This is a genomic window from Oryzihumus sp., assembly GCF_054325275.1.
The window spans coordinates 1-13,490 of the sequence record NZ_JBTCWL010000089.1 but is presented as its reverse complement, the minus strand read 5'-3'; the positions used below and the strand labels follow the sequence as shown (position 1 = coordinate 13,490).

At 73.0% G+C, this 13,490-nt stretch carries 11 protein-coding genes; 7 read left to right on the top strand and 4 right to left on the bottom strand.

Features of this window, described 5'->3' with window-relative positions; all coding sequences use genetic code 11:
- Positions 1–409 precede the first annotated feature (409 nt).
- Positions 410–1,438: a S8 family serine peptidase gene (locus tag ACXVGS_RS17290; protein WP_458532454.1), complete on the bottom strand. Its 1,029-nt coding sequence runs from the start codon at positions 1,436–1,438 to the stop codon at positions 410–412.
- 168 nt (positions 1,439–1,606) lie between these two features.
- Here ACXVGS_RS17290 and ACXVGS_RS17285 point away from each other — a divergent pair, with 168 nt between their 5' ends.
- From ACXVGS_RS17285 to egtD, 7 genes are all read left to right on the top strand, one after another.
- Positions 1,607–3,475: a Na+/H+ antiporter gene (locus ACXVGS_RS17285; RefSeq protein WP_458530477.1), complete on the top strand. Its 1,869-nt coding sequence runs from the start codon at positions 1,607–1,609 to the stop codon at positions 3,473–3,475.
- A gap of 47 nt (positions 3,476–3,522) precedes the next feature.
- Entirely contained in the window at positions 3,523–4,884 is a 1,362-nt protein-coding gene (locus ACXVGS_RS17280) for an MFS transporter (protein WP_458533888.1), read from the top strand.
- Between the two features lie 9 nt (positions 4,885–4,893).
- The gene (locus ACXVGS_RS17275) at positions 4,894–5,565 is read left to right on the top strand and encodes a Maf family protein (protein WP_458530475.1); all 672 of its coding nucleotides are present in this window, start codon (positions 4,894–4,896) and stop codon (positions 5,563–5,565) included.
- Positions 5,566–5,700: 135 nt separating this feature from the next.
- Positions 5,701–6,957 (top strand): ergothioneine biosynthesis glutamate--cysteine ligase EgtA, encoded by a 1,257-nt coding sequence (gene egtA / locus ACXVGS_RS17270; RefSeq protein ID WP_458537236.1) that lies wholly within the window; start codon positions 5,701–5,703, stop codon positions 6,955–6,957.
- On the top strand, positions 6,954–8,291 hold the full coding sequence (gene egtB, locus ACXVGS_RS17265) for an ergothioneine biosynthesis protein EgtB (RefSeq protein WP_458530473.1): 1,338 nt from the start codon (positions 6,954–6,956) through the stop codon (positions 8,289–8,291). The genes egtA and egtB overlap by 4 nt, the downstream gene beginning before the upstream one ends.
- Before the next feature lie 3 nt (positions 8,292–8,294).
- Positions 8,295–9,056 carry an ergothioneine biosynthesis protein EgtC gene (gene egtC, locus ACXVGS_RS17260; RefSeq protein WP_458530472.1) on the top strand — a complete coding sequence of 254 codons (762 nt, stop codon included), beginning with the start codon at positions 8,295–8,297 and terminating at the stop codon, positions 9,054–9,056.
- Positions 9,053–10,018 carry an L-histidine N(alpha)-methyltransferase gene (gene egtD / locus ACXVGS_RS17255; protein ID WP_458533884.1) on the top strand — a complete coding sequence of 322 codons (966 nt, stop codon included), beginning with the start codon at positions 9,053–9,055 and terminating at the stop codon, positions 10,016–10,018. The genes egtC and egtD overlap by 4 nt, the downstream gene beginning before the upstream one ends.
- 4 nt (positions 10,019–10,022) lie before the next feature.
- Here the strand turns inward: egtD and efeB are convergent, their stop codons facing one another.
- The 3 genes from efeB to ACXVGS_RS17240 form a co-directional block, all read right to left on the bottom strand.
- On the bottom strand, positions 10,023–11,270 hold the full coding sequence (efeB, locus tag ACXVGS_RS17250; protein WP_458530470.1) for an iron uptake transporter deferrochelatase/peroxidase subunit: 1,248 nt from the start codon (positions 11,268–11,270) through the stop codon (positions 10,023–10,025).
- A complete protein-coding gene (efeO, locus tag ACXVGS_RS17245) occupies positions 11,267–12,400 on the bottom strand; it encodes an iron uptake system protein EfeO (protein WP_458533882.1) in 1,134 nt (377 codons plus the stop codon). The genes efeB and efeO overlap by 4 nt, the downstream gene beginning before the upstream one ends.
- Positions 12,401–12,446: 46 nt before the next feature.
- The coding region (locus tag ACXVGS_RS17240; protein WP_458537235.1) for an acyl-CoA carboxylase subunit beta at positions 12,447–13,490 on the bottom strand (1,044 nt) is incomplete at its 5' end.

Below are 13,490 nucleotides of genomic sequence, written 5' to 3'. Positions count from 1 at the left end.
ACCAAAGGAAATTCGTCCGACATCCACAAGGACGCCGGGACGAGGTAATTGGCATCGATTTTTGGCACGCTGTTGAGTTCTCAAGGACCGGACGCGCACCATCACCAGACACTCAAGCCTGGATCCGGGGCTACCGTTCGTGTTGTTGTCCGAGCTACCCGGCGTTTCGTGCGAACCGCCTCGCTGGCAACCCTTCAACCTTACTCGCTCTGCGCTTCCGGGTCAAACCGGGCGACCGGCCTCCGGAAGGGAGTCCGGCCCGCCCGAGGTGTCCCTCGCGCTGAACGCAGGGAAAACATTAGCAGTGATCTGAGGGTGCTCTGACCACCCCCGGTCCCACCCACCGGAGCGCACAGGGCCGCCCGTGCCTCCCGGCCCCGGGCGGCCCTGTGCCGCAGGCGGATCGACGTCAGCTGTTGACCGCTGCCGCCGCGTCGACCACGCCGTAGCCGTACAGCGGCGTGTAGGTCCCGCGTGTCCCGGTCCCCGGCGTCTGCGCCGTCGCCAGGATCGCGTTCTCCACCTGGTCGACGGTGCGCCCCTGGGCGAACAGCAACGCCGCGACACCAGCCACGTGCGGCGTGGCCATGGAGGTGCCGGCATACGCGTCGTAGTCCTTCTGCCCGCACCCGGGCGAGCCGGTGCCGACCGGGACGGTGGACCAGATGTCCTCGTCGCACTGCCCCGGCAGGCCCAGCGCGGACAGGCCGGCGCCGCCCGGGGCGGACACCGACTTCAGGTCGAGCTTGTTCGGCAGCTCGGAGTACCAGCTGTGCAGGCCACGCTGGTCGGTCGCGCCGACGCAGATGGCGACGCTGTCGAAGGCGGGGTCGTTGCACAGGGCAGTCGAGCTGTTGCCGGCAGCGGCCACCGTGAGGACGCCCTTGGAGCGGGCGTAGGCGATCGCGTCCTTCATCGCGGTGTCGACACCGGTGATGGAGAGCAGCTGGCCTCCGGGCGTCGAGCCCAGGCTCATGTTGATGACGTTCGCGCCGTGGTCGGCCGCCCAGCGGATGCCGTCGGCGATGTCCTCGCTGGAGCCGGAGCCGTTCTCGAGCACCTTGACCGGCAGGATCTTCGCGTTGGGGGCCACCCCGACGACACCGATGCCGTTGCCGCGGACGGCGGCGATTGTGCCGGCCACGTGGGTGCCGTGCTCGTCGCCGTTGTCGACGCCGTCCGGGCCGCGGAAGTCACCGTTGCCGCAGGGGCGGGTGTTCTGGCAGCCGGTGAACGTGGCGCCCTGGAGGACCTGGCCCTGCAGGTCGGGCTGGCTGAAGTCGATGCCGGTGTCGACGACCGCGACCACGGCCCCCGCGCCGGTGGACTTCGACCAGGCCTGCTCGGCGTGGATCTGCTGGAGCCCCCACAGCTTGCTGTAGAGCGGGTCGTTCGTGGCGGCCTGCGCCGTCGGCCCACCGACCATGGCCGCGCCCACGGCAAGCGCCCCCGCGACCGCGGAAACCGTTCTCGCTGTCCATCGCATCGCTGCTGTCATCCCTTCGTCCGCCGGGAGCGGCACGTCCCGGTCCGTGCTGCTCAACGGCGCCACGCCCGCCGAGGTCACGGCCCGGGGACCGACCGGCCGGGTGCGAGGATTCAGGGCGTGCATGCAGCCACGGTCGCGCTCGCCCTCGTCGCGACGGTCACCCTCGTCGCAGGACTGGCCCGCCGCTACGACGTCTCGGCGCCTCTGGTCCTGACGCTGGTCGGCGTCGGCGCGTCATACCTGCCGTTCCTGCCGCAGGTGCACCTGAGCCCGGAGGTGGTCCTCGTCGGGCTGCTGCCCCCGCTGCTCTACGCGGCGGCGATCCGCAGCTCGCTGGTCGACTTCCGGGACAACCGACGCGCGATCGGGTACCTCTCCGTCGGGTTGGTCGTGTTCACGGCCCTCGGCGTCGGCCTGGTCACCTGGCTGCTGCTGCCGGTGCCGTTCGCCGCGGCCTTCGCGCTCGGGGCCGTCGTCGCCCCACCGGACGCGGTGGCGGCCACGACCATCGCCCGGCGGATCGGGCTGCCGCGCCGGGTCGTCACCGTCCTGGAGGGCGAGTCGCTGGTCAACGACGCCACCGCCCTGGTCTGCCTGCGCACCGCCATCGCCGCCATCGCCGGCACGGTCAGCGTGGGCGGGGTCGCCGGGGAGTTCGCCCTCTCGGCGCTCGGCGGACTGGCCGTCGGCGTCGCGGTCGCCGCCCTGGTCGGCCTCGTGCGCAAGCACGTCACCGACTCCGTCCTCGACACGTCGCTGTCGTTCATGACCCCCTTCGTCGCCTACCTGCCGGCAGAGGCCATCCACGCCTCCGGGGTGCTCGCCGTCGTCGTGGCCGGCCTGCTGCTGGGCCACAAGGCACCGGTGCTGCAGAGCGCCTCCTCGCGGCTGAGCGAGCGGATCAACTGGACCACCATCCAGTTCCTGCTCGAGAACGTGGTCTTCCTCGTCATCGGGCTCCAGGTGCGCTGGGTGATCGACGACGTGCGCCACTCCCCGCTCGGCCTGGGCCAGATCGCCACGGCGTGCCTGGCCATCCTGGCGGCGGTGATCGTGCTGCGGCCACTGTGGGTCTTCCCCGCGCGCTACCTGGCCATCCGCCCCGGACCCGACCGCCTCGGCCGCTCGACGCCGTGGACCCACACGGCCGTCGTGTCGTGGGCCGGGATGCGCGGTGTGGTGACCCTGGCCGCCGCGTTCGTGCTGCCGCAGCAGACCCCGCACCGGGAGGTGCTGGTGCTGGCCGCGCTGGTGGTCACCGGCGGCACGCTGATGGTCCAGGGATTCTCCCTGCCGTGGCTGGCGCGCCGGCTCGGGGTGCACGGGCCCGACCCGCGGGAGGACGCGCTGCAGGAGGCCACGGTGCTGCAGACCGCGGTGAAGGCCGGGCTGGAGGAGCTCGACCGCGTCGCCGCGGAGACCGACGCCGACACCGTCGAGGTGCTCCGGGCACGGGCGGACGCCCGCACCAACATCGTCTGGGAGCGGCTCGGCAGCCCGGACTCCGACCGGGAGACGCCCAGCGAGACCTACCGCCGGCTGCGCCTGGCCATGCTGGCCGCCGAGCGCGAGGCGGTGCTGGAGATCCGGGACTCCGGGCGCGCCGACCACGAAGTGCTCGAGCACGTCATGGCCGCCCTCGACCTGGAGGAGTCGATGCTCGACCGGGTCGAACGGCGCACCCAGGACCTGCGCGACGAGCCGCTGCTGCCGCCCGAGCCCGTCGGCGGCGCGTGCGAGCACCTCGCGGACTCCGGGATCCACGTCCAGCCCCAGACCCCCGCCGGCTGCCCCGACTGCGAGCGCGAGGGGCTGACCCCCGTGCACCTGCGGCTGTGCCTCACCTGTGGCAAGGTCGGCTGCTGCGACTCGTCCGTCGGCCGGCACGCCGAACGGCACTTCACCGAGACCGGGCACCCGGTGGTGCGCAGCTTCGAGCCGGGCGAGGCGTGGAGATGGTGCTACGTGGACGACCTCGTGGGCTGAGCCGCTCGGCCCGGCGTCGCGGGGCCAGGGGCAGGGAGGACGGCGGGATGACCACCGCGACGACGCACGAGGCCGAGCTGGGGTCGGCGACCCGCAAGGTCGCCCGCCGGCTCACGCCGTACCTCGCGCTGCTCTACTTCGTGAACTACCTCGACCGCACCAACATCGCCTTCGCCGGCCCCAACGGCATGAACGCCGAGCTGGGCCTGAGCGCCACGGCCTTCGGCTTCGCCTCCGGGGTGTTCTTCATCGGCTACCTGCTGCTCGAGGTGCCCTCGAACATGGCGCTGCACCGCTTCGGCGCGCGGCGCTGGATCGCCCGGATCATGCTGACCTGGGGCCTGGTCGCCGGGGCGATCGCGTTCGTGCCCAACGGCAGCATGCTGGTGGCCCTGCGCTTCCTGCTCGGCATCGCCGAGGCCGGCTTCTTCCCCGGGATCATCCTCTACCTGACCTACTGGTTCCCCCAGCGCGACCGGGCCCGGGTCACGGCCCTGTTCATGGCGGCGGTGCCGCTGTCCTCCGCCCTCGGCGCTCCGCTGTCCTCGTTGCTCATCGAGCACGGCGACGGCCTGTTCGGGCTCAGCGGCTGGCGGTTCATGTTCCTGCTCGAGGGCGTGCCCGCGGTCCTGCTCGGGGTCGTCACGTGGTGGTTCCTGACCGACCGTCCGCGGGACGCGTCCTGGCTGCAGCCGGGTGAGCGCGAGGCCCTCGCCACCGTGATGGACGCCGAGGACGCGGACAAGCAGCGCGAGTACCACGTCGGCCTGCGCGGCTCGCTGACCAGCGGCCGGGTCTGGGCGCTGGCCTTCGTCTACTTCGGCGTGGTCTACGGCCTGTATGCGCTCGGATTCTTCCTGCCCACCATCATCAAGGGCTTCGAGACCCAGTTCGGCACGAGCTACTCGATCCTCGAGCGCGGGCTGATCAACTCGGTGCCCTACGTCGTGGGCGCCGTCGCCATGGTGCTGTGGGCCCGTCACGGCGACCGCACGCGCGAGCGCGTCTGGCACGTGGCGCTGCCGGCCTTCGTCGGCGGGGCGGCAATCCCCGTCGCGCTCTACCTGGGCAGCCCGCTCGCGGCCATGGCTGCGGTGACTGTCTGCGCAACCGGCGTGATGTGCGCGCTGCCCACCTTCTGGGCGCTGCCGACCACGTTCCTCACCGGCGCCGCGGCGGCCGGCGGTATCGCGCTGGTCAACTCGGTGGGCAACACCGCCGGGTTCGTCGCCCCCTATGTGACGGGGTGGCTGGCCGACCTGACCGGCAGCCAGAAGACCGGGCTCTGGGTGGTCGGGGCCGCCATGGTCCTCGCCGGGGCGGTGGCCGTCGCCCTCCGGGCCGCACCGGCCGGTCAGGCCCCGGCCGGCACGCCGGCTGCGACCGGGACCGGTGCCGGCGCCCGGTAGCCTCCGGGCATGCCTGAGTCCCCACTGTCGTTCGTCCTCGGATCCTCCTCCCCAGCCCGGCTGACCACCCTGCGCCGGGCCGGGATCGACCCGTTCGTGCTGGTCAGCGACGTGGACGAGGACGCCGTGGTCGCGCAGGCCCTGCACACCTACGGCGAGCTCGCCCCCGACGACCTGGCGCTCCTGCTGGCCCGGGCGAAGTGCGAGGCGGTGTCCTCCGCGCTGCTGGCCGGCGACGGCATCGATGGCGCGCCGGAGTCGGCGCTCGTCCTGGGCTGCGACTCGGTGCTCGAGCTCGACGGGCAGATGCACGGCAAGCCCGCCGACGCCGCCGAGGCGGTCGAGCGCTGGAGGCAGATGCGCGGCCGCTCCGGGGTGCTCCACACCGGCCACTGGCTCATCGACGACCGGGCCGACGACGCGGGCGGCACCGGCGCGACCCTGGGCGCCGTCGCCTCGACGACCGTGCACTTCGCCAAGCTGACCGACGAGGAGATCGACGCCTACGTCGCCACGGGCGAGCCCCTGCGGGTGGCCGGAGCGTTCACCCTCGACGGCCTGGGCGGGCCGTTCGTCACCGGGATCGAGGGGGACCCGTCCAACGTCATCGGCCTGAGCCTGCCGCTGCTGCGCGAGCTGCTCGCCGAGGTCGGCGTCGCCTGGTCCCAGATCACCGCCTGAGCGACGCGAGCGGCGAGCGCCCGCAGCCCCCGTCTGACGGGTCACCGCCACGTCGTCGAGCCGTCACGGGGATTACGCCTATTGCGGTTGTCGCTGTCAGGGGCGGCAGTTAGGTTCGTGCCGATGGTGATGCCGATGGAGATGCCGGGGGGCTCGGTGGCGACCGGGGACGACGAGGTCCACGGGGCGCCGGTCCTGTCGCGCGACCAGGCAGAGGGTTACGTCGCCATGGTCTGCTTCAAGCACGGACCTCCGCGGCTGCAGGGTGTCGAGCTCGAGTGGACCCTCCACCACGAGGACGACCCGGCCCGTGCCGTCGAGCTGACCGACCTGGCACGGGCCCTCGGCCCTCACGCTCCGACCACCGTCGACCCGCACAGCCCGCACCTTCCCCTGCCGGCCGGCTCCCTGGTCACCGTCGAACCCGGCGGCCAGGTCGAGATCTCCTCCGCGCCGACCCCCTCGGTCGCCTTCCTCCTCGAGGCGGCCGCCGACGACGACGCCGCCCTCGGCGAGCTGCTCGCCCCGCACGGCATGCGCCGCGGGGAGCACGGGCTCGACCCGCACCGCACCCCCCGCCGCATCCTGCGCACGCCGCGCTACGACGCGATGGAGGACTTCTTCGCCGCGATCGGCCCGCACGGCTCGCGGATGATGTGCAGCACGGCCAGCCTGCAGGTCTGCGTCGACCTCGGCGAGGGCACCGCGGCCGTGCACCGGTGGGACGCCGTGCACGCCCTCGGCCCGACCCTGACCGCTCTCTTCGGCAACTCCGCCGTCATGGCCGGCAGCGACACCGGCTGGGTCTCGGCCCGGCTGCGCTCAACCCTCGCGACCGCGCCGCCGGCCACGTTCGCCCCGGCCCGCACCGCGGACCCGGTGGCGCAGTACGCCCGGATGGCCCTGGAGGCCCCGCTGCTGTGCGTTCGCCGCGAGCAGGGGCCGTGGGCCGCTCCCGTCGGCGTGCGCTTCGCGGACTGGGTGGCTGACCCTTCCCCGGTCGGCCGACCGCCCACGACCCGGGACCTCGACTACCACCTGTCCACGCTCTTCCCGCCGGTGCGGCCGCACGGCTACCTCGAGGTGCGCTACCTCGACGCCCAGCCCGGGCGCGGCTGGATGACACCGGTCGCCCTCCTGACCGCGCTCCTGTCCCGGCCCGAGACGGTCGGGCGGGTGCTGGAGGCGACCGAGGAGACCGCCGACCGGTGGCTGAGCGCAGCCCGGGTCGGCGTGGCCGACCCGGGCCTGGCCCGCTCCGCGACGGCGGTGGTCGAGCTGGGCGTGTCCGCCCTGGACGGGCAGGACCTGCCCCGGGCGGTGGCCGACGAGGTCACCCGGCAGCTGCAGGAACGCATCGAGGACGCGACGAGCCGGAGGTGCTCGGCATGACCACGACCCCCGACCTGACCGCGATGGAGCAGGAGAAGCTGCGCGCGCACGTGGCCGAGGTGCTCACCCGGGCCCGCTCCCGCAGCACCGCGCTCACCGACGCGGTCGACGACCACGACCTGACCCGGCAGCACTCCCGGCTGATGTCGCCCCTGGTCTGGGACCTGGCGCACATCGGCAACCAGGAGGAGCTCTGGCTGGTCCGCGACGTCGGCGGCCGGGACCCGGTGCGCCAGGACATCGACGAGCTCTACGACGCGTTCAAGCACGCCCGGGTGGACCGCCCGGCGCTGCCGCTGCTCGGCCCGACCGAGGCGCGCGGCTACGTCACCGAGGTCCGCGACAAGGTGCTGGACGTGCTCGACCACGCCGTCCTCGAGGGTCGGCCGCTGGTCGAGGGCGCGTTCGCCTTCGGCATGATCGCCCAGCACGAGCAGCAGCACGACGAGACCATGCTGGCCACCCACCAGCTGCGGGCCGGTGCCCCGGTGCTCGACGCACCGCCCCCGCCCCGCGGGCGCCGGGTGCCGGCCGGCGAGGTGCTCGTCCCCGCAGGGCCATTCACCATGGGCACCTCCATCGAGCCGTGGGCCCTGGACAACGAGCGCCCGGCCCACCAGGTGCACGTCGACGCGTTCGTCATCGACACCACGCCGGTGACCTGCGGCGACTACCTCGCGTTCGTCGAGGCGCGCGGCTACCACGACCCGCAGTGGTGGTCCCCGACCGGCTGGGCGCACCGGCAGCAGGCCGGCATCACCGCTCCACGCTTCTGGGAGCGCGAGGACGGCCGCTGGGTGCGGACCCGGTTCGGCGTGCGCGAGCCGCTGCCGCTGGACGAGCCCGTGGTCCACGTCAGCTTCCACGAGGCCGAGGCGTATGCCGCATGGGCCGGCAAGCGCCTGCCCACCGAGGCGGAGTGGGAGAAGGCCGCCCGGTTCGACCCGGCCACTGGCCGCTCCCGCCGCTACCCGTGGGGTGATGAGGACCCGACGGCCGAGCACGCCAACCTCGGCCAGCGGCACCTGCGTCCGGCACCCGTCGGCGCCTACCCCGCGGGCGCCTCGCCGCTCGGCGTCGAGCAGCTCATCGGAGACGTGTGGGAATGGACCAGCAGCGACTTCGGCGGCTACCCCGGGTTCGCGGTGTTCCCCTACCCCGAGTACTCCCAGGTGTTCTTCGGACCGAAGTTCAAGGTGCTGCGCGGCGGCTCGTTCGGCACCGACCCGGTCGCCTGTCGCGGCACGTTCCGCAACTGGGACTACCCCATCCGGCGGCAGATCTTCTCCGGCTTCCGGTGCGCCCGAGACCCCCGTCCCGAGGAGCTCGGCTAGGTCATGTGCCGGCACCTGGCCTACGTCGGCCCCGAGGTGGCGCTCGCCGACGTGCTGCTCGACCCGCCGCACTCACTGCTGCGCCAGTCCTGGGCGCCGCTCGACATGCGCCAGGGCGGGACGATCAACGCCGACGGCTTCGGCGTGGGCTGGTACCCCTCCCCCGGCGGTGACGGCGCGCGATACCGGCGGGCCTGCCCCATGTGGACGGACCGGTCGCTGCGCGACCTGGCCACCACCATCCGCTCCACGGCGGTCCTGGCCGCGGTGCGCAGCGCGACGGTCGGCATGCCGGTGCAGGAGAGCGCGTGCGCACCGTTCGGTGAGGGCCGCTGGTTGTTCAGCCACAACGGGGTGGTGCGGGGCTGGCCGGACTCGGTGGCCGAGCAGGCTGCCGGGCTGCCCGCGACCGACCTGATGACCTTGGACGCCCCGACCGACGCCGCCCTGCTGTGGGCGCTCGTCCGGCACCGGCTGCGCGCGGGCAAACACCCCCTCGAGGCGCTCGGTGGGGTGGTCGCCGAGGTGGCCGCGGCGGCGCCGGACTCCCGCCTGAACCTGCTGCTCACCGACGGCGAGACGGTCACCGCGACGACGTGGTGGCACTCGCTGTGGGTGCGCCGCGGCGACGGCGAGCTCGCGGTGAGCTCCGAGCCGTGGGACCCCGAGGACCCGTCGTGGGGGGCGGTGCCCGACCGGCACGTGCTCCACGCGACGCGCACGACGTTCGAGATGCATCCGATCGATGACAAGGGACGGCCATGACCCAGGTGGACACCTACCTCACCGCCGACGACGCCGCCACGGCGTTGCGAGCCGACGCCGAGCACGGGCTGACCAGCACGCCGAAGTGGCTGCCGCCGAAGTGGTTCTACGACGCGCGGGGCAGCGAGCTGTTCGAGGACATCACCCGCCTGCCGGAGTACTACCCCACCCGGGCCGAGCGCGAGATCCTGGGCGCGCGGGCCGCCGCGATCGCCGCGCACACAGGCGCGCAGACGCTGGTCGAGCTGGGCTCGGGCTCCTCGGAGAAGACCCGCCTGCTGCTGGATGCGTTGCGGGACAACGGTTCCCTGCGCACGTTCGTGCCGCTGGACGTCTCGGGGACGGCGCTGCGCGAGGCGGTCGAGGCGATCGACGCCGACTACCCGGGGCTGACCATCCATGGGGTGGTGGGCGACTTCACCGAGCACCTGAGCCGGCTGCCTGGCGAGCAGCCGCGCCTCGTCGCCTTCCTCGGCGGCACCGTCGGCAACCTGCTGCCGGCCGAGCGCGCCGGGTTCCTGCATGGCGTGCGCGAGGTGCTCCAGCCCGGTGAGTGGTTGCTCCTCGGCACCGACCTGGTCAAGGACGAGGGGACGCTGGTGGCGGCCTACGACGACGCGGCCGGGGTGACCGCGGAGTTCAACCGCAACCTGCTCCACGTGCTCAACCGCGAGCTGGGCGCCGACTTCGACGTCGAGGCGTTCACCCACCGGGCGGTGTGGGACGCCGGGAACGAGTGGATCGAGATGCGCCTCGTCGCCACCCGCGCCATGCACGTCCGGGTGCCCGGGATCGGCCTCGAGGTCGACTTCGCCGAGGGCGAGCAGATGCGCACCGAGATCTCCGCGAAGTTCCGCCGGGACAAGGTCGCCACCGAGCTCGAGGCGGCCGGCTTCGTGCTGGACCAGTGGTGGACCGACGAGGCCGGGCGGTTCGCCCTGTCGCTGGCCCGCGCGGTCTGAGCCGTCAGGTCTCGAACAGGGTCTGGCCGACCCACCCGCCGGGTCGCGCGCCCGGCGGGACGGCCCACAACCCGGACCCGGTGTGCTGGAGGTACTCCATCATCGCGTCGTGGCGCGAGAGCCGGTTCTGCATCGGGACGTACTGCGTGCGCGGGTCACGACAGAACGCGATGAAGAACAGCCCGGCGTCGAGGTGGCCGAACCCGTCGGAACCGTCGACGAAGGAGTAGCCGCGGCGCAGGATCCGGTGCCCGTCGTTGGCGCTCGGGTGGGCCACCGCGACGTGGGCGTCCTTGGGCAGCGAGGCGGGCTTCACGACGTCGCGCTCGCGCACCCCGCCCAGAGGTGCGCCGTTGCCCTTGTGCCGGCCGGTGACCAGCTCCTGCTCGTCGAGCGAGGTGCGGTCCCAGGTCTCGATGTGCATGCGGATCCGGCGCGCGACCAGGTAGCTGCCGCCGGCCATCCACGCGGCCCCGTCCGCGGCGTCGGCCCAGACGTGCTGGCGCAGCGCGTCGGCGTCGTCACCGGCGATGTTGTTGGTGCCGTCCTTGAACCCGAACAGGTTGCGCGGGGTCTGGGCCTGCGGCGTCGTGGAGGAGGTCTTGCCGAAGCCGAGCTGGCTCCAGCGGACTGCGACGGTGCCGAAGCCGATGCGGGCCAGGTTGCGCACCGCGTGGACGGCGACCTGCGGGTCGTCCGAGCACGCCTGGACCACGATGTCGCCGCCGCAGCGGGCCGGGTCGAGCGCGTCCTGGGGGAAGTGCGGCAGGTCGACCAGTGCGGCGGGGCGCTGGCCCCGCAGGCCGAAGCGGTCCCTGCCGTCCTTCTCGAAGAAGGTCGGGCCGAAGCCGATGGTGATGGTCAGCCGGCTGGCGGGCAGGCCGAGCGCCTCGCCGGTGTCCTCCGGCGGCGCCTGCTTCACGGCCGGGATCGCCCCGCCCGGGACGGCCTCCCGGCCCTGGGTCATCCGGGCGGCGGCGGCCGTCCACGCCGTGAGCAGCGCGATGACCTCGTCGCGGCTGTCGGTGGTGACGTCGAAGGCGGCCATGTGCAGCCGGTCCTGCACCGCCGAGGCGATGCCCGCCTGGTGCTCGCCGTGGAAGGCGACCGGGGTGCCCTCGGCGGCGGCCGGCTCGCCGTGCCCGGCCCGGAACACCGAGGCACCGCTGGACTCGGCCAGCACGATGCCTGCGGCCCCAGCCGCCGTGGCCGCGCCGATGCCCAGGGCCTGGCGGCGGCTGAACCGGCTCACGCGACGGCCGCGGCGAGCTGGGACAGCGGCTCGGCGAGGCCGTCGACGGCCCGTGAGAGCTCCGAGCGCTGGGCCAGGGTGACCGTGTCGTAGGAGACGTAGCCCGCGCCCTTGCGGTACCTCGCCAGCAGCCCCTCGACCGCGGCGAACCGCTGGTCGAGCGAGGTGGCCAGCTCGGGCTTGCGCTGCACGACAACCGGCTTGAGCAACGTCCACGCCTGCTTCGCCCCGGCCACGTTGGCGGCGAAGTCGACCAGGTCGGTGTGGCTGAACGCCTCCTCCTCGCCGGTGACCTTGCCGGTGGCGACCTCGTCGAGCAGCTCCTTGGCGCCGTTGGCCATCGAGGTCGGGGTGATCTCGGCCTGGGGTATCCGGGCGACGAGGTCGCTGAGGTCGGTCACGAGCCGGGCCGCCACGGGGGTCAGGCCGGCGGTGGTGCCCTTGGTCCACAGCTGCTTCTCGATGACGTGCCAGCCGGTCCACTGCTGCCCGGCCTCGAGGTCGGCCTCGCGCAGGTCGACCTTGGGGTCGACGTCGCCGAACGCCTCGGCCACCGGCTCCATCGACTCCCAGCCCACCCGGCTGGTCCAGTAGAGCTCCCTGGCCTTGGCGACGTCGCCGGCGGCGATGGCCGCCTTCAGCGCACGGGCCTGGGTGAGGGACGCGCCCGCCTGCTGCGCGACATATGCGCGGTATGCCGGGACGGCGGCTGCCAGCCGCCCGTCCCGGGCCGTGTCACCTGCCTGCGCGGCGGTGACGGTCAGGGCCCCGGCGACCTTCGTGCCGTTCTTGCCGGGCAGGCACTGCAGGGTGTGTGCGCCCTCGTTCAGCTCGACGGTCATGTCCTCGGAGGCGCCGGGCTCGATGCTCTCGCGCTCGGCGACCTTGGTGCCGTCCGCGCGCAGGATGTAGAGCTCGGTGACCTTGTCACCGCTGTTGTGGATGCGGACCACCCGGGCGCCGGCGGCCACGCTGTCGACGTCCGCGGTGCAGGCGCGGCCCGAGGAGGTCACCACGACCGCCGGCTTGGCCGACCCGGTCTCGTCGGCGGAGGGCCGGGCGGAGCCGGTGCCGCAGGCGGCGACGGCGAGGGCAGGCAGGACGACAGCAGCGCAGACGCGGGGATTCACGAAGGTAAGCCTTACCTAACCTCCCGCAGCGGTCAAATCCCGCAGGTCAGACCGGCGGGACCCCGCGCCGCCGCTGGCTGAAGGCACGGTCGCGGCGGGCAGCGTAGCGCAGCCGGTGCAGCAGCTCCTGGCGCAGCGCGTCGGCCTCGATGATGCCGTCGAGGACGAGATCGGCGGCGAGGCGCTCGAGGTCGACGTCCTCTTCGTACTCCCGGCGCTTGTCCTGCACGAACTGCTCGCGCTCGGCGAGGTCCTCGATCTCGTTGATCTTGTTGGCATAGACGGCGTTGACCGCCGCTTCCGGACCCATCACGGCGATGCGGGCGGTCGGCAGGGCCAGCGTGGCGTCGGGGCCGAACCCGGGCCCGGCCATGGCGTAGAGCCCCGCGCCATAGGCCTTGCGGACGATGACCGAGAACTGCGGCACGGTGGCCTCGGAGACCGCAGTGATCATCTTGGCGCCGTGGCGGATGATGCCGCCGCGCTCGACCTCGGAGCCGATCATGAACCCGGGCACGTCGGCGAGGTAGACCAGCGGGACGTTGAAGGCGTCGCACAGCCAGATGAAGCGTGCGGCCTTGTCGGCGCTGTCGGAGAACAGCACGCCACCCTTGACCGCTGAGTTGTTGGCGACGATGCCGACGGTCTCACCGGCCATCCGGCCGAAGCCGGTGACCAGCTCGGCGGCGAACAGCGGCTTGACCTCGAAGAAGGAGTCCTCGTCGACCAGGCCGTCGATGACCTCGTGGATGTCGAAGGGCTGGCTCTCCTTCTCGGGCACGGTGCTGCGGGTCAGCGGCCGCGACGGCTCCTCCGGCACGTAGGACGGGGCCTCGGTGCGCCAGGAGGAGGGCAGGTAGGAGAAGTACAGCTTGGCCAGCTCGATGGCGTCGGTGTCGTCGGAGGCCAGGAGGTCACCGCAGCCGGAGACGGTGCAGTGCATCCGCGCCCCGCCCATCTCCTCCAGCGAGACCTTCTCGCCGACGACCATCTCGGCCATGCGGGGGCTGCCGAGGTACATCGAGGCGTTGCCGTCGACCATGATCACGATGTCGGTGAACGCCGGGATGTAGGCACCACCGGCGGCCGA